Here is a 19372-nt window from a genome sequence, read left to right as displayed (position 1 = left end):
CGAAACGCATGCCCTGTCCGCCTCCGTGTTTGAGGTGAGTCACCGACGCGTGGGGAGGGTGACGAATGTTGGGGAGGCGGGCCCCGCGCCGGAGTCCGGTGCCGACAGGCACCGGACCGCAGCCGGGGGTGTTGCGGGGCCCGCCGCTTGTGGGGCCGTGTGAGGGTCGGCCTGGTCCCAGGCGCCCAAGAGGCTCTGCACTCCTGGACGTACACCCGACGTGGTCGCGGTGTGGCGACCCATCCAGCGAGTCAGCTGGCCGGGTGGGATGGATCACACTAAACTCGGGCAGCGCTTTTGGGATTGCCCGCATCAGGTCGTCGGCGACCCTGACTTGCAGGACGTACGGGCGGTATCCCGTACGTCTGGCGCGGCTCGGGCGATCGAATGACTGGAATCACAGGCATTCGGCCGCTCCCTCGATCACGTCCGAGTGGATACTGACATTGAAGCTGCGTTGTCGTAAGGGCTGACGATCCGTGATCGTCGCGGTATGCCGGGTGTATGAGGTATCCGCAGGGTGGGGGTCTGACCGCGGAGAGGCAAGCCTTCCGCGAGCGGATCCGGATGGAGGCAGCGGTGATGTTCGCTGCCGGGCGGGGCAGTACGGACATCGCGAGGGAGTTACGGGTCAGCGTCCGGTCGGTCCAGCGATGGCGGCAGGCCTGGAAGGCGGCCGGCCTGATCGGGGTTCGGTCCCGCGGCCCGGCGTCCAAGCCCAAGCTGAGCGACGCACTGTTCGCCGTGCTTGAGGAAGAGCTGTTCAAGGGCCCGATCGTGCATGGCTGGCCGGACCAGAGATAGACGCTAGCCAGGATCAAGACCTTGATCGGCCGCAGGTTCCACAAGTCGAAGACGCTGTCGGGGATCTCGCAGATGCTACGCAGACACGGCTGGAGTCATCAGGTTCCGTCTCGTCGTGCCCTCGAGCGCGACGAGGCAGCGGTGGCCGGCTGGGTGAAGGAGGTGTGGCCGCGGGTGGGAAGAGCGCGGCGGCGCTCGGGGCCTGGATCGTCTTCGAGGACGAAGCCGGGTTCTCGATGACGCCGCCGACCTCCCGCACCTGGAGCCAGCGCGGCAGCACACCGGTCATCCGGGTCCGTGGCCGTTCCGAGCGCCGTTTCTCCATCGCCGCCCTGTGCTGCTACAAACCCGGGATGAGCTCTCGCCTGATCTACCGGCCCAAACGACACACGGATCACAAGGCCGGAGGCCGCAAGAGCTTCGCTTGGACCGAGTACCGCGACCTCCTCACAGCCGCCCACCAGCAACTCGGCGGACCCATCGTCCTCATCTGGGACAATCTGAACGTCCACAAGGACCGCCGCATGCGAGCCTTCATCGAGGCGCAGGACTGGCTCACGGCCTACCACCTGCCGTCTTACGCACCCGACCTCAACCCGGTGGAAGGCATCTGGTCGATCCTCCGCCGCACCACCCAGGCCAACACAGCCTTCACCGACCCTGACCACCTCATGCGCCGGCTCCGACACGGCCTCCGCCGGATCCAGTACCGCAGCGACATCATCGAGGGATGCCTCAGGGCTACCGGCCTCACCCTCACGCCCGTTTCCGACAGGACCATCATGTGATCCGCCGTAGCATGCGCACCTTTTGAAGTCCCGCCTCAAGCAACCGGGCGCGGAGCCCCGGCCGGTGGTCTCGTGGCAATCGACCATGAGCTCAACCGGACGGCAGGACCGAGGACCACACGCCAAACCTCTGCTCGGCGCCGAACTCCTCGAACCGCTCCACCTCGGTGAACCCCAGTTTCACCGCGACACGTACCGAGCGGTCGTTGGCGGCCTGGGTACAGAGCACCAGCGGGTCGCCGGGAAACGCGTTGGCGAACCAGCCGAGCGCCGCCGTGCATGCCTCAAGGGCGTACCCACGTCCCCATGCCTCCGGCAGGAGCATGTAGCTGAGCTCGGCCTCTCCGGCATCAGGATGGACGTGCCCAGGACGCTCAGCGTCCCGCCGGTCGAGCGTGACGATGCCGATCATCGCCCCGTCGTGATCGACCACGAACACGCCGGGGCGCCGCCCGGGCACTTCGGGCACTGCATTCTCAAGCTCAGCACGGGGTCGGGGGCCACCGAGGTACGTCCGCACCTCTGACGAGGCGAACAGGTCGATGAACGCCGCACGGTCGCGGGCCACAGACGCGCGGAGCACGAGCCGCTCGGTCCGCAACGGGGCGGGCGGCCAGACAACGGGCCCAAGCTCAGCCATGCCGGACAACCTACCCGACACCCCCTGGCGGGATCCTCAGACCCCGACATCACGCCTTCAACCTCAGTAGTTGTGCGGGTCCGGCTTCTTAGCGGACGGAGCGCAGACCCATACGGAGCTCGCTGACGAGAAGTTCCGGCTGCTCCCAGGCTGCGAAGTGACCGCCCTTGGGCAGCTTGTTGTAGTGGACGAGGTTAGGGTAGGCCTGTTCAGTCCAGGACTTCGGGGCCGGGTAGAGCTCGTCAGGGAAAACACTGACCGCTACCGGGATCGTGACACCCTTGACGCCGAAGAACGGGGTGTTGTTCTCAGCGTAGAGACGAGCTGCCGAAATGCCCGTGTTCGTCAGCCAGAAGAGCGTGATGTTGTCCAGGACGTCGTCGCGCGTCAGGCCCTCGGGCACGCCATCGAACGACCGGGTGATCAGCTCCAGGCTGGCGGCGTCATGGTCGATCAGGAAAGCTGCCAGGCCGACAGGCGAGTCAGCGATCCCGGCCAGAGCCTGCGGCCGGTCACCCATCATGTAGGCGTAGTAGACGTGCGAGTAGACGCTTTTCAGATGGTCGACCGCGGCCTTCTCGTCCTCCGTGAGGGGCGGGGTGCCGGCCGGGAGCGGCTGGCCCGCGGCAAGCGCTCCGTCAATCGCGGAAGGGATCACACCGGCCATGTTGGTGTGGATGGCGACCAGACCCTCGGGCGCCTGCACACCCATGAAGTCGGTGATGATCGCGCCCCAGTCGCCACCCTGCGCGGCATAGCGCGTGTAGCCAAGACGGCCCATCAGCTCGGCCCAGGCGCTTGCGACGTGCTGGGGGCCCCAACCAGTGGCCGTCGGCTTTCCGGAGAATCCGTAGCCGGGAATCGAGGGGATGACCACGTGGAAGGCGTCCGATGCGTCACCGCCGTGCTCCGTGGGGTTGACGAGCGGCTCGATGAGCTTCAGCTGCTCGACGACCGATCCCGGCCAACCGTGGGTGATGATCAGCGGCAGCGCGTTTTCGTGCTTCGAGCGGACGTGGATGAAGTGGATGTCCAGCCCGTCGATCTCGGTGATGAAGTTCGGGTGCGCGTTCACATGCGCCTCGACCCGGTTGAAATCATACTCTTCACCCCAATACCGGATAAGTTCCTTCAGAGTGGCGAGCTGCGGACCCTGAGACCGATCGGAAACAGTCTCCTTCTCCGCGAAACGCGTAGCTGCGATACGCATGCGCAGATCGGCGACGTCAGACTCAGCAAACTGCACGATAAAGGGTCGGATCGCAGGCGCAGACATAATAATCTCCAAATTCTTCAAAATGCGGCAGGCCTAAGTAGCCATTCGCACTGCCAAGGCGCAGATTCAACACGCGAAAGGAGAGGAGGTAAGCCACCCCGTTACAGAAGTTGGCTTGCAACCTGCTCCTGCGTGCCGTTGTGACTTCATAGTGGCCTGCCGAAGACTTCTGCGTAATCTGCCAGGTGACTTAGGTTATTGAGGGCGGGTTCAGCGACTCATAGGTAACCTGACCGAGCCGCCGACGGGCCGCACCCTTGCAGCACCCAGCCTGGACCAGGACGCCGCCGTGGTGCGCCGCCGGGCGGATCAACTCGACTGCCGAGACTCCTCAGCGGCGACCTTCCCGCATGACTCGTCGATCGCGCCTTCGTCTCCGGCACCTCACAGCACGCGATGCTGAGCGGCCCCTATGCAGACACACTCAGCGGCGCGCCCTCGAGGACTATCCAGCATGCGGAGGATGGTCTGGCGCGAAAAGCCGACGCCACGGTCCAGACCGACGACCTCAACGTCGCCTTGGACGTAGCCAATTCCTGCCCGCTGCCCGTCTAGTCTTCTGAGTCGGGAATTCTGTTCAGATGTATAAACTTGGTCCGTGGCACGTACTGGGCGGCCGAAGGCCGAGTTGATCCTGTCCGGCGAGGAACGGGCTGCGCTCGAGGGGTGGGTGCGGCGTCGTTCCACGCCGCAGGCGTGGGCTCTTCGGTGCCGGGAGGACCGCAACTTCGCGGCCCGGCCTAGGGAGGAAGGAACCCGGTGAACACGGACCAGAACCGTCTGACGCCCGAAGAGTGGCATGAGACCGCCAGTCTGGTCGGCACCGAAGAAGCCGACCTGCCAGCGGGCCGTCATACCTTCCACAGGGACATACTGATGACCCTCATTCACGAGAGCACCTCGTCGACCCCTCCAGCGCCTGTTCGGCGCCGCAGGTTCTTGCGACCACTGATCGTCGTACCGGCTTCGATCTGCTAGCTGGCCGTCATCGCCGCCGGTGTCCTCGTCCTCGGCGGCCCGTTCACCACAGCCCCGCTCGTCGAGGGATCGGCGCTCACCACCCAGGTCGGACCAAGCACCGGGCAGGGTGTCCCGCAGCTGCTCGAGCAGATCGCTCTCGCGGCAACGAACAGCTCCGTACCAACCGTGAGGGCGGGGCAGTACGTCTACATCGAAAGCAAAGTCGGCAGCACCTACGAGCACTCCGTCGGCGACAAGACCACCATCGTCAGCACCGGCATCTACCGCCGACAGATCTGGCAGTCCGCCGACGGCACCAAGGGCTGGCTCATCGACCCCCACGTCCCCCAGCATTCCCATGGCGGACCCCTCGACCGCGTCAACGAGAAGTGATCTTCCGAACCCGGACGCCTCAACGCCCCGACGCACGAGTACCTGACCACGCTGACCACGGACCCGGATGTACTCCTGAGGAAGATCTACGAGGAGACCAAGCGAATGGGCACCAGCGCGAACCAGCAGGCTTTCAGCACCATCGGGGGCCTCCTCAGCGAATCCATGCCCCCCAAGGAGCTCACCGCCGCCCTCTACAAGGCCGCAGCCAAGATCCCCGGCGTGGTCCAGGTGCATGACGCCGTTGACGCGGCCGGCCACCACGGCGTGGCAGCCGCACGACTCGACGAAGTCAGGGGCACCCGCACGGAATGGATCTTCGACGCCAAGACCCACGCCTACCTGGGGGAACGCACCGTCCAGGTACATCCCCAAGGCGGTGAATCCGGCAAGATCAAGCCCGGTACCATCATCTTCACCTCAGCCATCACAACCAAGCAGGTCGTGGACGAGCTGAAACAGGTCCCCTCGTCCGCCGCCTAACCCATGCCGGGTGTGTCTGCCCGCACCACAGGAGCAGGCATACCCGGCGTGGCACGTCCCCCTCCATTCACGCCGCCAGGGAGCTCGCTCTCGCGCCGTAACCGGTAGCGCAGTCGGGGGACGCCGTGCCCGATCTAATCCCTGGTCGTCATGGAAGGGGGCAAGATCCTCTGAGTCCGCTTCTCTTTCAGGGTGCGGGCGAGCCGGTCACTCGACCGCCATGGGCATGCCGGTCTCCCAGTGACCATCGACAGAGCAGTCAGGTGACTGATGCCCAGGACGGGGTCAAGAGGCAGGGTGGGAAAAACTCCTGATCCCTGAAAGGGGCACACCCCGTGCCATTCGGAAAGCTCGGCCGTCAGGCTCGCGACCGGTCTGATGAGTGCACGCGCTCGCTGCGCCTACGTATGGACAGGGTCGTGTGCCCTTCGATCCGCCTTCCGCTCAGAGCCGTGTTTCATTACACCCAGACGGATCCCCTCGTCGTACTGCTCGAGCTGCAACCGCCGGAGGGCGGCGGGGTCACGTGGACGATCTCACGTGATCTACTCTTCGACGGCACTGACGAACCAAGTGGCATGGGTGACGTACAGGTCTGGCCTGCGGTCGCCCGAGGACGACGTGTGCTGTACATCCATCTCGAGTCCCACGACGGGTCCTGCCTCCTCAAAGTTGATCGACGGCGCCTGGAAAAGTGGCTGCAGGGGATCTTCGACCTAGTCCATCCTGGCACGGAGTTCTGCCAGGTGGACTGGGATGCCGGTGCCGCAGCTCTCGTCGAGGGGCGATAGACCCCCTAGCAGGAGGACTTCCCCACGTCCGGGGATCACCCGTCAGCCAAAGCGACCGGTGTGGTGGGGCCGGATCGCCTCGGCGACCGCATCAGCCAGGATCGGCACTTCATCCACTGAGATGGGTGAGATGGTGACGCGAATGCCGGGTGGTGAGGAGAGCCGGAAGCGAGCGCCCGGCGCGACCGCCCAGCCGGCTTGCAGGAGCCTGGTCACCGCCCCGGTCTCGTCGGGGACCGGAATCCACACATTCATGCTGCTCCGGCCATAAGCCGCAACGCCACGTTCGGCGAGCGCCTGAACCAGGCCGTCACGTCGGACGGCGTAAGCCGCAGACACCACCGGGGTGTCCACCGCTTCGGTCCGCCAGAGATGAGCCACCGTGTGCTGGAGCAGGTGGCTGACCCAGCCCGGGCCGAGACGGTAGCGACCGCAGACTCGGTCCACGGTAACCGGGTCGCCTGTGAGCACCGCCAGGCGCAGATCGGGGCCGAAGGCCTTGGCGGTCGAGCGGACGAGCATCCAGTGCCGGGTGCAACCAGTGAGCGAATGAAGCGGCAGCTCAGTGAGCCCGTGAATGTGATCGTCATCGATAACGAGGGCCTGCGGATGCTCCGTGAGGAGGGCCCGCAATTCCTGGGCGCGGGCAGCCGAGATGGCGGCGCCGGTGGGGTTCTGTCCCCGATCGGTGACGATCAGCGCCCTCACACCCCGCTTCAGAGCAGCGTCCATGCTTGGGGGCAGGGGTCCCTCATCGTCGACACCGACCGGGATCAGTCTTAGTCCAATGGCGGGGACCAAGTCGAAGAGGCTTCCCCAGCCCGGGTCCTCTACAGCCACCTTGTCCCCTGGCCGCAGGTGGGCGAGGAGGGCTCGCTCCATGGAATCCAGTGATCCAGAGGTGAGCCCGATCGGCCCGTCGGGGATACCGTCCGCATCGAACACGGCACGGGCGAGTCGCCTCAGCTCGTCGTCGACTGGTGCGTGCCCATAGAGCATGGGTTTCCCGGCGTGCCGGGCAGCGGCCTGGGTCAACGCCTCTCCGAGCGGGGGGAGGAGCCGAATGTCGGGGTTACCGGAGGAGAGGTCCCTCACGCCAGAGGGCACCTCCAGGCCGATCTCGTCGTGCACGGTGGTGGCCGGCCGCGGCCGCACCCTGCTGCCGCGGCGGCCGGCCGTCTCGATGACGCCGCGATCGCGTAGAAGGCGGTATGCGGCCGCGACTGTATTCGGATTGACGCCGAGCTCGATGGCGAGCTCCCGCAGGGGTGGAAGTGCGGCGCCGGGCGCCAGCGCTCCTTCTCCGACAGCCCGCTCGACACTCGCGGCGATCTCCGCCGCACGCCGGCCAGTAAACGTGTACTCTCCTATCACAATTACCTACTATGCATTAGTTCAAACCGATTGCGTTGCACATCCCGCGTGCCGCGATCACAATTAGTACGCACTAGTTCAAAAGGATTGCGTTATACCCTCCCAGCCCTCCGTCAGCGTTGCGCAGAGCGCACCTGCGGACCGCTCTACACCACCCCGTGATCGCGAGAAGGCATCGCACACTGCTTTGCCGTCGATCTTCGGTGTGGAATACCCCGGACCCTTCGAATTTGCATGCGGCGGAGACCCAGTCTCGGCTCCGTCCCGCCACACTCGCGCGGCGGGACGCCTGCATGCGTACAGTTCCGCAGGTTCCGGGCCGGCCCGCAGCACTGGTGACGGCGTCGGATGCGTGCCGGGCCGCACCCATGGACGGACTCGTGCCGTGGCGGGCCTCCATCCGCCGCTCGACCCGAGTAGTCGGCCACGGCATCGCCCGCCAAGTCGCTGGCCTCGCAGAACGATCAACTGCGCTGGATCCGCTGATCGACCACGACGACCCCGGCCTTGTCGCGCGGCTGACGAGCTGGCCGGTAGGCGATAACAGCTGGCGCCCACACCTCACCTCTCCCCTCGATGCGCACGCCGGTGACCACGCCACGGCCCTCTCCGCTTGGGGCATGGTCGCTCCGGCCCGCATGCCGGCTGTACGGCGAATCCGGGAGATGCTGCGCCCGGCACATCAGGACGCGCGTGTCGTGGCGTGGCCGCCTCCGGATCACTGAAAGCAGTTTCCCGCGACGACCCCTTTCCCAGCTTCGCACTGGGCTGCTGCGGAATGACGGAGCCTGGTCACTGCCCATCCCTTTGTCTGTCTGACCCGCCCTTGACTCGTTGTTGCGCTCCCCCACGACGTGCGGCAATGAATTGGCGTCCCCCCACCTCGCGCGGCCCCTCAGGCCCGCGAACTGCAATGAGAGTGTGTAATGATCGACACCTACTCACCCCCACATAGCACGGCCGGCCGCCTGATCGGTCGTGTCCGCGACCTTCAGCAAATCCGGGCGCTTCTCAGCATCGGAGTCGGAGGCGGGGCCCTTCTCGTCTCCGGAGAGGCTGGCGTCGGCAAGACTGCGGTGCTGGACGCTGTTGCCGAGGCGGCGCAGACAGATGGGATCCAAGTTCTGCGCGCTGCCGGCGTGGAATTTGAAGCCAACTGCAGCTACTCGGGGCTGAACCAGGTCCTCTTCTCTTTCCAAGACGCCGTCAACGAACTCGATGCACCCTTCCGCGAAGCCCTAAGGGTCGCACTAGGTTTCGAGAGCGGAACGGCGCCAGAGCGGCTCATGGTCTCCAACGCCGTCCTGCTCCTCCTGAGCACGGTTGCAGCCGGCAGCCCACTTCTGCTCGTCATCGACGACCTGCCCTGGATCGACCGTGCCAGCGCAGCGGTGCTCGGTTTCGTCGCTCGAAGGGCGACGAGCATCCACGTGAGCTTCCTCGCCACGTCGCGTTCCGGCTCGCAGGGCCTTCACGACAGCGGTGTCCTGCCGGAATTCTGGCTGCAGCCGCTGGACGAGGCGGCAGCTGACCACCTCGTCAGCACCAGGTTCCCGGACCTGGTCCCCAGCGCCCGTCAGCGCCTTCTGACCGTGGCGCACGGCAATCCGCTGGCCCTTCTGGAACTGCCGTCCGCGCTGTCATCCATGCAGGGCCACGCAGGCGGCGAAATGCCCGCCGTGCTGCCGCTCAGCAAACGGCTGAAAGCTGTGTTCGGCACCCGGATCACGAGTCTGCCGCAGCCATCGCAGCGGCTTCTCCTGCTGGCCGCGCTCGAGGGTGAAGGCGACCTCGGCGTGTTGCAGGCATCATCTCGACAGGCAGATGACGGATACGAACTGAACGACCTGACTCCAGCTGAGCGTGACCAGCTTGTCTACATTGAAGAAGGGGCGCGACGACTGCGGTTCCGTCACCCCCTCATCCGTGCGGCTGCAGTCGAGAACTCCACCAGCGGCGAACGACGTGCGGTGCACGCAACGCTTGCCCATGTCCTTGTCGATCAGCCCGAACGGCGAGCGTGGCACCTGGGTGAGGCAACCCTGGAACCGGACGAGGAGGTAGCTGTTCTGCTGGAGCACGCGGCCCGAATAACGCTGCGCCGCGGCGATGCCTTCGGCGGGATGCAGACATTGATCCGGTCTGCGGATCTCACCCCACAGGGCCCCGACCGCGCCCGCCGGCTCGCGGAGGCTGCGTACATCGGAGCCGAGTCCGCCGGCGCGTTGCCCAGCGCGCAAAGGTTGCTGGACGACGCCCGGTACTCAACTCGGGAGCGGGAGAGCTCACTGCACTCGGCGGCCGCCGCCGCTCTTCTCCTGCTGAATGGTGACGGTGACGTCGACACAGCACACAGCCTGCTGGTCAACGCCATTGAAACAGGAACTCATGCCTACGACGCCGAAGACAAGACGCTCGTAGACGCTCTGCATACGCTGGCCCTGATCTGCTTCTTCGGCGCCCGACACGATCTGTGGCAGCCCTACCACCGAGCCCTGGCAAAGATGACGCCCGCAGCACCTGTCGTCCTGTCCGCGCTGGGCAAGACGTTCTCCGATCCGGCCCGCACCGGTCCTGCGGGTGCGGGCCAGGTGGACCAGCTCGTGGCGGGCCTGAGTGAGGTGACCGACCCCGTCGAACTCACACGGGCCGGGACGGCAGCCCTGTACCTCGACCGGCTCGGTGAAGTCCGCGACACCTCGTGGCGGGTGGTGCGTATGGGACGCGACGGCGGACCGGCTCGCCGGTACCTGTCGGGCCTGATCCATCTGTGCCTGGACGACTACCTCACCGGCATGTGGGACGAGGCCGAGCAACTGGCCGAAGAAGGAATCCAGCTCTGCGAGACACATGGTTACACCGCCTTCATCTGGTACTTCCTCTACGTACAGGCGATCCTCGATGCCGCACGTGGGAAACCAGACCGGGCAGATGAGACAGCCAATCGGATCATCCACTGGGCCACGCGACAGGGGGCCTACTGCGCCGCGCACTACGCTCAGCATGTTGCGACCGTGGCAGCCCTGGGGCGCACCGACTTCGGTGACGCCTACGAACATGCCAATGCCATCAGCCCTATAGGGACCCTCGCCTCCCACGCCCCGCACGCGCTGTGGGTCACCATGGACCTGGTCGAAGCCGCAGTCAGGACCAATCGGCAGGCAGAAGCGGCTGCGCATGTACGCGCCATGCGGCACGCCGATGTCGCCACCATTTCGTCTCGCCATGCCCTGCTGACGGAGGCCTGCGCGGCCTTGGCAACGTCGGACGACGATGAAGCCCTCACGCTGTTCGCCAATGCCTTGGCAGTCCCGGGTGCCGATCGCTGGCTGTTCGACTTCGCCCGCGTCCAACTCGCCTACGGCGAAAGGTTGCGGCGCGCCAGAGCAACCACCGAGTCCAGGGGGCCCCTCGGTGCAGCACTGTCCAGGTTCGCGCACCTCGGGGCACAGCCATGGGTGGAGCGAGCAGAGGCCGAGCTGAGGGCCTCGGGCGCCGGCAAGCGCCGACCGGGGGCACCCTCGGTGCAGACACTCACGCCTCAGGAACTGGAAATTGCTCGGCTCGCTGCCTCGGGCTTGACCAACAAGCAGGTGGCAGAGCGTCTGTACCTTTCGCACAGGACCGTCGGCGCTCACCTCTATCAGATCTATCCGAAACTCGGCATCACCTCCCGTGTCATGCTGCGAGATGCGCTGGATTCCTCATCCGCACCGGAGAACCCGCAGCAGACCAGGCCTCCAGCTCAAGGCCCTTGACTCTTGCTGTTCAGAGGAACATGTTTGTGGCTTCCACGGTGGAAGCTGTGTCAGACGAACACCAAGTAGCGCGCAGAACACGCATCGCCCGAAGCAGGGCCGCAACTGGGCTGCCCGGCAGATCGCGATGTGAGCTCACAGCGAAACAGCAAGCTGGGAGCGGTGTGAAGGCCTCACAGGGGCGCGTCACCGTCTTGATCAGTGACACGATGCGTGGGATTCTCCTATTCCGTTTGTTCAGACAAGCGCGTGGCTACACCTAGCGCGCGCACCAAGGAGACAGCCCGTATGGAAGAGCTGGGAACCTCAGCGGCACTGTCACCCGAGGATGTGCGGTCCCTGCGCTTCTCAACCCTGCCGGAGCGCATACGACTAGAGGACACCGTCGAAGAGCGCCCACCGCTGACTCACGATTCAGTGCGGGACGACTACAACGTGGACGAGTGGGTCGTACGTGTTGCGCTGTGACGCGCATCTTTCGTCCCGCGACGGCATGACAGCGGTCGCTTCTGATGACGACTCGCTCCACAGGAAGGTCCAGTGAAGATGCAGAGAACCCTGATCAAGCTGACGTCGATCGGAGCTGCGGGAGTGATCTCAATTGGATGCTTCCTGCACCTCTTCTGATCAATTTTGCAGTTCTCGCCTGCCCGCACGGTGGAGCGAACGCGGCTGACGCCGCACGATCGCGCCTTGTGCCACTCCGGCGGGTATCGGAGATCGGGACCGAGCCAGCGAGATCCTCGCGTGGACGAACCCGAGTGCCACAGTCCCAGCCTTCAATGTCGCCTCGGTGACCGAACGCGATGTCCACGTCTACCTCGACCGTCATGGGCAGCCGGCCCAGCCGGCCAGCCTGACAGGCAATCCCACCCCGAGCTCCCACGGCCCTGCGGCAGAGAAGATCGCCATGCGAGACACCGCCTTAGCCCATAAGCGGCTCCTCATCGGAAAGTACAACTACACCGGGGGCGACCCACGGGGTTTCCCCGGGGGCGAGCGCGCTTTACAGGGCCGAACCTGAATGGGTCACTGGCACACATCTTTGACATGCCGGCAAGGAGACTCACATGTCTGTCACCCAAGAGACGAAGGTGCAACCGTTCACCGTCGACTTCTCCGACGAGGACGTAGCCGACCTTCGACGCCGCCTCAAGGCAACTCGTTTCCCCGAAAAGGAGACGACCACAGATGTCGAGCAGGGCACGCCCCTCGCGACCATTCAGGCAATAGTTAAGTACTGGGGCAACGACTACGACTTCGGCAGGGTGCAGGCAAACGTCAACGCCTTCCCGAACTATGTGACCGAAATCGATGGGCTCGACATCCATTTCGTTCACGCCCCGTCGCCGCACGAAAATGCGCTTCCCATCATCGTCACTCATGGCTGGCCAGGATCGGTCGTAGAGCAGCTCAAGATCATCGAGCCGCTCAGGAACCCTACTGCGCACGGTGGATCTGCCGAGGACGCCTTCCACGTCGTGGTGCCCTGCATGCCCGGCTACGGGTTCTCGGGTAGGCCCAGCGAACCGGGCTGGTCCACGGAACGGATCGCCAAGGCTTGGGTTGTGCTGATGGAACGGCTCGGATACACGCGCTACGTGGCAGCAGGCGGCGACTGGGGTGCGGTCGTAACGGAGCTCATGGCCCTGGAGGGCGCTTCGGCTCTGGCCGGCATCCACGTCAACATGGCCGGTGTCGTCCCTCCAGCGATCGACCAGGCCCTCGCGACTGGCCAGCCTCTTCCGGCCGACACTCCGCCGCTGTCGGAGGAAGAACAGAAGACCGTAGACCAGCTCAAGTACGTGTACTCACACGTCTTCTACGCGTACATCATGGCATCGCGGCCTCAGTCGCTGACTGGACTCGCGGACTCACCCGCCGGGCTGGCCGCCTGGCTGACAGACCACGACCGGGACAGTCTGGAACTGATCAGCCGGGTCTTCGTGGACGGAGCGAACGAAGGGCTTTCACGCGACGACGTCTGCGACAACGCCACGCTGTTCTGGCTGACGAACACGGGCGTCTCCTCCGGACGCCTCTACAGGGAAAACAAGGCAGCCTTCTTCGCCGTTAAGGGCGTTACCATCCCAACGGCGGTGAGCGTCTTCCCTGACGAGCTCTACTCCGCTCCGCGGAGCTGGGCAGAGAAGGCATTCCCGAACCTCATCCACTACAACCGGCTGCCGAAGGGCGGACACTTCGCAGCTTGGGAGCAGCCGGAGCTCATGGTGAGCGAGCTGCGCACGGGATTCCGGTCACTTCGCTGAACCGACCCGTCTCCTCACCGCATAGCCCGGCACGGCGGCCGAGTCCACGCGCCACTCGGCCGCCTCCGGCTGCGCAAGCTACAGCTGGGCCCGGTTGGCGCGGCATGGGCCACAGGCGCCGTCATCGAGCAGCGGTGAGGCAGCCTCCGGACGGTAGTCCCAGGTCCTTCAGCAACGTGCCCTTGTCAGACCTCGTTGGACGCCAGACGCAGCGAACTGCTGTTGATGCAATACCTCTGGTCGGTCGGCGTAGCAACGCCCTCACCGTCGAACACATGTCCCAGATGGGACCCACGCCGAGCGCACCTGACTTCCGTCTGCACCACTCCGTAGGACCGATCTTCGGCCAGCTCAACGGCGTCTGAGTCCTTGGGGTCGAAGAACGAGGGCCAGCCGCATCCGGAGTCGAACTTCTCGCTGGACGTGAAGAGTTCGGCACCGCAGGCACGGCAGGAGTAGACGCCCTTCGCCTTCGTGTCGGTGTACTCCCCGGTGTACGGCAGCTCCGTAGCCGCGTGACGCAGGACCTGATACTCCTCGGTGGACAGCTCCGAACGCCACTGTTCATCAGTTTTCTCTATGTCGTACATCAGATTCAGTCCCTCAGTGGAGACGAAGACAGGGAAAGGAACTGCGGAAAAGATCACCTGAAAGCCGACGTTCACGAGATGCAATCCAGACGATCTTCCACTTACTTACTCGATGGGAATCTGAGTATCGCTGTCCCAACTGATCAGACGAGTCGCCCATCAAGCGGAACCGCACCGCCAGACGAACCACACAGAGAGGCGAATATGCGACACATAGGTCAGAGGCGAGAAGAATACCCCCGTACGATGCTTTTGGACAGCAAGCACTAAGTCGATCGGCCCGAAATATCGAAGCCACCTCGCCCGCAGCAGTCGAGTCAGCCACACCTTCAGGGAGCCCAGCCCAATCCCCGTCACCCCTGCCGTGCAACCTCGCCAGACTGCGACCAGGCCGACGCGGATGGGTGCGTCACGAAGCAGCGCATGCGAAAACCCGGGGAGCATTACGGGGGCGAAGAACACCCGTGAGCTGCAGCATCGAATGGTCACCAAACCAGGCAGGGACAGCGGCGAGGAGACCCCTCATGCCTTCCCGTACCGACGAAGCGATCCATCCATTCGAATTCAGTTTCCCTGACACTGAACTGAGAGATCTGCGCGCTCGCGTCAAAGCGACACACTGGCCGGACAAAGAGACGGTCCACGATCGGTCGCAGGGGACGCAACTCGCAACCATTAAGGATCTAGCGCGCTACTGGGAATTCGAGTACGACTGGCGCAGCGTAGAGGAAGACTTGAGGAGTGTCCCTCATTTCACAACCGAGATAGACGGGCTCGATATTCACTTCATTCACGTACGCTCCCGTCACGAAGATGCTCTGCCTCTCATCCTGACGCATGGCTGGCCTGGTTCGATCATTCAGCAACTGAAGATCATCGCCCCACTCACCAACCCGACGGAGCATGGCGGGGATGCTTCGGATGCGTTCCACCTCATTATGCCGTCGCTACCTGGGTACGGATTCTCCGGTAAGCCCACTGAGACTGGATGGAATCCAGAGCGCATTGCGCGCGCCTGGGCCGAACTGATGGCGCGCCTCGGATACGGACACTTCGCCGCGCAGGGCGGTGACTGGGGCGCAATCATCACGGAGTTGATGGGCGTACAGGCCCCTCAGGGACTGGTCGGCTTCCACACCAATATGGCCGGCGCCGTTCCGCCCGACATTGATCAGGCCCTCGCGAGCGGACAGCCGGTGCCCACTGGTACGGATCTCACCGCAGAGGAGCAACACGCGGTAGAGCAGCTCTCGTCCGCCTACTCACACGTCACGTACGCGTCCATGATGGCGTCGCTTCCCCAGTCTCTGACCGCCCTCGCAGACTCACCCGCAGGGCTTGCAGCGTTCATGCTCGACCCCGGACTGGAGCTCATCCCCAGGGCGTTCGGTGGAGAGTCCGATGGCCTCACTCGAGACGACGTCCTGGACAACATCACGTTCTTCTGGCTGACGAACACAGCGATCTCAGCGGCTCGCCTCTACGCGGAGAACAGAACGCCCTTCTTCAGCGCCAAGGGTGTCACCCTCCCCGTAGCCGTGAGCGCCTTCCCCGGTGAGCTCTATCAGCCTCCGAGAAGCTGGGCAGAGCGGGCGTATCCCCATCTCGTTCACTACAACCAGCCCCCCAGAGGAGGACACTTCCCGGCCTGGGAGCAGCCGGCCATCTTCGTGGATGAGGTACGCACGGGCCTCCGTTCTCTCCGACCGTGACATGGGGAATCACCTACAGAGAACAGCGGCGCACCACCCCGACGAGGCCGTCCCCGGCCACCCATGAGCCATTCCCGTGTGCGCGCGAAGCGGACTCCGCGCACGCGGGAATGTTCACTGCGGTTCACCAGGCTGAACGCGATGCCGGCCACTCGCCGCGCCCGCGCTGCGTGCCGCCGCATGCGCACCGGACACGCTCGACTGCACCCGCCCCAAAGGAATGGACACTCGGGAGTTCGGCTGACGGCCATCCACGCCCAACGGGGAGGCTCCACGGCCACGACCCTGGCATCGAACCAGCGGTGCACCGACTACAGCAGGAAGTCAACGGTGCAGTTGATCCGCTTTGCAAGATCATTGAGGGTGTATGCGGAGCTCGGCGCGAGCACGGAAAGGTCACTTCCACCATCGAGGCCGTACTGCACACGCCGATGATGTGCACCGACACCCTGAAAGACCAGTGGCACCATTTTGACCATCCGTACATCGGTCAAACCAGCGTTGATGAACCAACCATTTGGTATGGGAAAGAATCGATCGAAGGCCAGTAGCGCCGCCTGAATCTCATCTAGCGGGATTCCGGAGTACTTTGACATCCACTCAAACTCCTGCACCTCTCGATCACTGAGGTAGAAGCCTCCCCGCCCCCAGAGGAGCTGCTGCCAGAAGGTCGCGTAGCGCCGGAAGCTGGGTTGCTCCCGCAGCCACGCGATGCCGCTGTGAAACGTGGCCGGCAGGGCGTGATAGGTCGTGCCCTGGAAGGACCACGAGTCCGCCAACTCGCAGGACGCGAGTCTCCCAGGCGTAGAGCTCGTAACACGATCATGAGTCGGGCTTGTTGAGGCGTCGCCAGCAGATGAGGCTGCAGGCAAGGGAGACGAACGCGTCGTGCAGCTCGGTGCGGCGTTCCCAGCGGACGGCGAGTCGTTTGAACTGGTGGAGCAGGGCGAAGGTCTGCTTCACGACGTAGCGGAGCTTGCCCATGCCCTTGATGTTCGGGGCTCCCCTGCGGGAGATGACCGGCAGGATCCGGCGTTTACGCAGCTCCTCGCGGTTGGGGTTGGAGTCGTAGCCCTTGTCGCCGAGCAAGGCATCCGGGCGCCTGCGGGGACGGCCGGGACGCCCCGCCACGGCCGGGACGCCCCGCCACGGGCGGGATGCCGTCGACCAGGGCGAGGGTCTGGGTGACGTCGTTGACGTTCGCCGCGGTCGTGATGACCTTGAGCGGGGTGCCGCGTCCGTCGCAGATCAGGAGGTGCTTGCTGCCCGTCTTCCGCCGGTCGACCGGCGACGGACCGGTGTCGGCTCCCCCTTTTTCGCCCGGATGTGGGAGCCATCCACGCAGGCCCTGGACCAGTCGAGGCGGCCGGCCGCGTTCAGCTCGGCGAGCAGGAGTCGGTGCAGCTGGTCGAAGACCCCGGCCTGCTGCCAACGCTCCAGGCGTCGCCAGCAGGTCTGCCCCGAGCCGAACCCCAGCTCAGGGGGCAGGAGTTGCCACGCGATGTCGTTGCAGAGCACGTACAAGATGCCTTGCAGGCACAGCCGGTCAGCTACCGGCCGCGGCCCTGGTGACCTCGTCGGCCAGGGCGGCAGCAGCGGCTCAATCAGTGCCCACAAGTCGTCGTCCACGATCCACGGCCGAGTACTCACACCACCACGAACGGCCGAATCGTCACACCGGTCACGGCTGACCAGAACAACTCATCAAGATCCTGTTACGAGCTCATAGGTGACGTGGGCTGGCGGGCGCAGGGCAACTACGTGGTCGGAGCCGGCACTGACCTTGCCGGCGCACTCCAAACCTGGGGGGTCTCAGCGGGCCCGCCCCTGGCCCGAACGGGGCGGGCGGGGCTGGCGCGGGTGGCCAGATCGAAGGCCAGCAGGCCGTCAACCGGTCCCACGCGAAGATCCGGGCCCTGGTCGAGCAGGCCGTCGCGTCTCGCGCGGTCGACCGGCCTCCGCGGAGTTCACGAGGGTCCGCCTGAACCAGCCCCAGCTGGTCACCTCCCGCCGTCCCCTTCCGGGGGTCCCTGCGACCGCGTACGCCGGGAAGCGGCTGCACCTGCTTCGTCACGGCGGCAAGGAGTGGCTGGACGAAGATCGGCACAGTCGCATAGCCGTGGAGACCCGCATGGGCCACGAGGTCGCCGGCGTGGAAGGTCTCTGCTCGCACGTTCCCCTGACCATGGAGCAGGAGATTGCCGATTCGCTGAAACCAGGTGGCTGCGCTTCGTGGCCGGCGAGGGAGAGCACCGGAAAGTGCCATCTCCCACTGCTCTCCCATTCAATCTTGAAGAGTGGTGGAAACAGCAGGTCAGAGCCGCTCAGAACCTCGACTTGAACTGGTTCATGAAGTTCATCTCGACGAAGAGCTTCATGCCCTTCGTGATCTACCGGATCCTCCTGGGCATCCTGCTCTTCGTGCTGATCGGCACGGACGTGCTGAGCCCCCACGCGGGTGAGTCCGGCTCGTAACGGGCCCTGATCCACCACTTCGCGTGAACCGGAAGCCGCTCGGGAACGTTCCCGGGCGGCTTCCGCGTCGTTGTGCCTGAAGAGACCTGAAGAGACCGGAAGGCAAGCAAGCAGGGGGTGTCCCATGGGTCGAGTGGTGCTGGAGCGTTTTCCGGCCGGAAGTCCGAGGGGGAGCTGGCCGGCCGAGGAGTACGCGGCGCAGCGGATGCGCGAGGGCGTGCCGGCCGAGGTGGTCATGGATCTGGACAGCGACGCGTTCCTCGTCGTGGTCCGCCAGCGGGAGGCCCGTTCCGGTCACTGATCGTCCCGCAAGAAGATCCGGTGGGCGCACGCCCCTTGGCGTCGCGCCCGCGCAGCCCCACACTGTCCCGATGACTCAGCGTGTGGATCTCGCGACGGTGATGGACCGGCTGGCGATCGACGAAGTGGTCACGGGGTACGCGGTGGCCGTCGACGACGGCGACTGGGCCGCGTACCGCGCCCTGTTCACCGCCGGCGGTCGGGCCGACTACAGCTCGGCCGGCGGGATCGAGGGGCCGGCCGGGCAGGTCGCCGACTGGCTCGCGGAGACCATGAAGCTCTTCCCCGTGCGCCAGCACCTGATCGTCAACCGGCTGATCCGGCTCGAGGACCTGGGCGGTTCGCCCGGCGACAGCGCCGAGGTGCGGGCCGACTTCCTCAATCCGATGCGGCTGGAAGGGCCGGAGGCCGACGGTTCGGTGACCTCGCCCAACTTCGTCGCGGCCGGGCGCTACACCTTCGTGCTGGCCCGGACCCGCGACGGCTGGCGGCTCACCCGCGTCACCGTGCACGAGAAGTGGCGGCACATGACCGCGTGAGCCTGCCCGGGCGGCACCCGACCGCCCGGGCCTGCCCGGCCCGTCCTGCCCGCCCCTGCCCGCCCCTGCCCGCCCCTGGCCGTCCTGCCTGGCCGTCCTGCCTGGCCGTCCTGCCTGGCCGTCCTGCCTGGCCGTCCTGCGTGCGCGGCCCGCGTGCGCGGCCTGCTCGGGTCGCCCGGCTGTGATCCCCCGGATGCCCGCCGGCCCGGCCCGGTCGAC

The 19372-nt window shown here is 65.3% G+C and carries 13 protein-coding genes and 5 pseudogenes; 12 read left to right on the top strand and 6 right to left on the bottom strand.

The window, feature by feature from the left end:
* Window positions 1–504: 504 nt before the first annotated feature.
* Window positions 505–1592 (top strand): annotated as a pseudogene (locus OG534_RS38755) (IS630 family transposase).
* A gap of 91 nt (window positions 1593–1683) precedes the next feature.
* On the opposite strand, the gene OG534_RS31155 reads toward OG534_RS38755, so the two are convergent.
* Window positions 1684–2232 (bottom strand): GNAT family N-acetyltransferase, encoded by a 549-nt coding sequence (locus tag OG534_RS31155; RefSeq protein WP_326592480.1) that lies wholly within the window; start codon window positions 2230–2232, stop codon window positions 1684–1686.
* Window positions 2233–2320: 88 nt separating this feature from the next.
* Window positions 2321–3508: an epoxide hydrolase family protein gene (locus OG534_RS31150; RefSeq protein ID WP_326592479.1), complete on the bottom strand. Its 1188-nt coding sequence runs from the start codon at window positions 3506–3508 to the stop codon at window positions 2321–2323.
* 1146 nt (window positions 3509–4654) lie between these two features.
* Between OG534_RS31150 and OG534_RS31145 the strand changes: the two genes are divergently transcribed.
* The 3 genes and pseudogenes from OG534_RS31145 (at window position 4655) to OG534_RS38750 (ending at window position 6135) form a co-directional block, all read left to right on the top strand.
* Window positions 4655–4861 (top strand): hypothetical protein, encoded by a 207-nt coding sequence (locus OG534_RS31145; RefSeq protein ID WP_326592478.1) that lies wholly within the window; start codon window positions 4655–4657, stop codon window positions 4859–4861.
* A 24-nt stretch (window positions 4862–4885) separates the two neighbouring features.
* Window positions 4886–5344 (top strand): annotated as a pseudogene (locus OG534_RS31140) (CU044_5270 family protein); the annotation flags it as partial.
* A gap of 407 nt (window positions 5345–5751) precedes the next feature.
* Entirely contained in the window at window positions 5752–6135 is a 384-nt protein-coding gene (locus OG534_RS38750; RefSeq protein ID WP_442807255.1) for an SsgA family sporulation/cell division regulator, read from the top strand.
* 42 nt (window positions 6136–6177) lie between these two features.
* Here the strand turns inward: OG534_RS38750 and OG534_RS31135 are convergent, their stop codons facing one another.
* Window positions 6178–7509 (bottom strand): aminotransferase class I/II-fold pyridoxal phosphate-dependent enzyme, encoded by a 1332-nt coding sequence (locus OG534_RS31135; protein WP_326592477.1) that lies wholly within the window; start codon window positions 7507–7509, stop codon window positions 6178–6180.
* 926 nt (window positions 7510–8435) lie between these two features.
* On the opposite strand from OG534_RS31135, the gene OG534_RS31130 reads away from it, so the two are divergent.
* The 3 genes from OG534_RS31130 to OG534_RS31120 all read left to right on the top strand — a co-directional run bounded on the left by OG534_RS31130 (window position 8436) and on the right by OG534_RS31120 (window position 13537).
* Window positions 8436–11267: an ATP-binding protein gene (locus tag OG534_RS31130; RefSeq protein WP_326592476.1), complete on the top strand. Its 2832-nt coding sequence runs from the start codon at window positions 8436–8438 to the stop codon at window positions 11265–11267.
* A 288-nt stretch (window positions 11268–11555) separates the two neighbouring features.
* A complete protein-coding gene (locus OG534_RS31125) occupies window positions 11556–11735 on the top strand; it encodes a hypothetical protein (RefSeq protein WP_326592475.1) in 180 nt (59 codons plus the stop codon).
* A gap of 602 nt (window positions 11736–12337) precedes the next feature.
* Window positions 12338–13537, top strand: a complete 1200-nt coding sequence (locus OG534_RS31120; protein WP_326592474.1) for an epoxide hydrolase family protein — start codon at window positions 12338–12340, stop codon at window positions 13535–13537.
* Between the two features lie 185 nt (window positions 13538–13722).
* Here the strand turns inward: OG534_RS31120 and msrB are convergent, their stop codons facing one another.
* A complete protein-coding gene (msrB, locus tag OG534_RS31115; protein ID WP_326593957.1) occupies window positions 13723–14130 on the bottom strand; it encodes a peptide-methionine (R)-S-oxide reductase MsrB in 408 nt (135 codons plus the stop codon).
* Between the two features lie 521 nt (window positions 14131–14651).
* Here msrB and OG534_RS31110 point away from each other — a divergent pair.
* A complete protein-coding gene (locus tag OG534_RS31110) occupies window positions 14652–15839 on the top strand; it encodes an epoxide hydrolase family protein (RefSeq protein ID WP_326592473.1) in 1188 nt (395 codons plus the stop codon).
* 311 nt (window positions 15840–16150) lie between these two features.
* On the opposite strand, the gene OG534_RS31105 is transcribed toward OG534_RS31110, so the two are convergent.
* Window positions 16151–16618 carry a hypothetical protein gene (locus OG534_RS31105; RefSeq protein ID WP_326592472.1) on the bottom strand — a complete coding sequence of 156 codons (468 nt, stop codon included), beginning with the start codon at window positions 16616–16618 and terminating at the stop codon, window positions 16151–16153.
* A 43-nt stretch (window positions 16619–16661) separates the two neighbouring features.
* Window positions 16662–17489 (bottom strand): annotated as a pseudogene (locus tag OG534_RS31100) (IS5 family transposase).
* Window positions 17490–17683: 194 nt separating this feature from the next.
* Here OG534_RS31100 and OG534_RS38745 point away from each other — a divergent pair.
* The 4 genes and pseudogenes from OG534_RS38745 to OG534_RS31085 form a co-directional block, all read left to right on the top strand.
* A pseudogene (locus tag OG534_RS38745) lies at window positions 17684–17779 on the top strand (IS5/IS1182 family transposase); the annotation flags it as partial.
* 403 nt (window positions 17780–18182) lie between these two features.
* Window positions 18183–18314, top strand: a pseudogene (locus tag OG534_RS31095) (undecaprenyl-diphosphatase); the annotation flags it as partial.
* A gap of 124 nt (window positions 18315–18438) precedes the next feature.
* Window positions 18439–18615 carry a hypothetical protein gene (locus OG534_RS31090; RefSeq protein ID WP_319729209.1) on the top strand — a complete coding sequence of 59 codons (177 nt, stop codon included), beginning with the start codon at window positions 18439–18441 and terminating at the stop codon, window positions 18613–18615.
* Window positions 18616–18685: 70 nt separating this feature from the next.
* A complete protein-coding gene (locus OG534_RS31085) occupies window positions 18686–19153 on the top strand; it encodes a nuclear transport factor 2 family protein (RefSeq protein WP_326592471.1) in 468 nt (155 codons plus the stop codon).
* Window positions 19154–19372: the final 219 nt, after the last annotated feature.

It is taken from the genome of Streptomyces sp. NBC_01294 (assembly GCF_035917235.1).
In the GTDB taxonomy this organism is placed as follows: Bacteria; Actinomycetota; Actinomycetes; order Streptomycetales; family Streptomycetaceae; genus Streptomyces; species Streptomyces caledonius.
The sequence above is the reverse complement of the archived record's forward strand: the minus strand, read 5'-3'. Positions and strand labels throughout refer to the sequence as shown.

Coding starts and splice junctions, on each gene's coding strand:
- OG534_RS31155 (WP_326592480.1), bottom strand. CDS start 2,232: ATGGCTGAGCTTGGGCCCGTTGTCTGGCCGCCCGCCCCGTTGCGGACC.
- OG534_RS31150 (WP_326592479.1), bottom strand. CDS start 3,508: ATGTCTGCGCCTGCGATCCGACCCTTTATCGTGCAGTTTGCTGAGTCT.
- OG534_RS38750 (WP_442807255.1), top strand. CDS start 5,752: ATGGACAGGGTCGTGTGCCCTTCGATCCGCCTTCCGCTCAGAGCCGTG.
- OG534_RS31130 (WP_326592476.1), top strand. CDS start 8,436: ATGATCGACACCTACTCACCCCCACATAGCACGGCCGGCCGCCTGATC.
- OG534_RS31125 (WP_326592475.1), top strand. CDS start 11,556: ATGGAAGAGCTGGGAACCTCAGCGGCACTGTCACCCGAGGATGTGCGG.
- OG534_RS31120 (WP_326592474.1), top strand. CDS start 12,338: ATGTCTGTCACCCAAGAGACGAAGGTGCAACCGTTCACCGTCGACTTC.
- OG534_RS31110 (WP_326592473.1), top strand. CDS start 14,652: ATGCCTTCCCGTACCGACGAAGCGATCCATCCATTCGAATTCAGTTTC.
- OG534_RS31090 (WP_319729209.1), top strand. CDS start 18,439: ATGGGTCGAGTGGTGCTGGAGCGTTTTCCGGCCGGAAGTCCGAGGGGG.
- OG534_RS31085 (WP_326592471.1), top strand. CDS start 18,686: ATGACTCAGCGTGTGGATCTCGCGACGGTGATGGACCGGCTGGCGATC.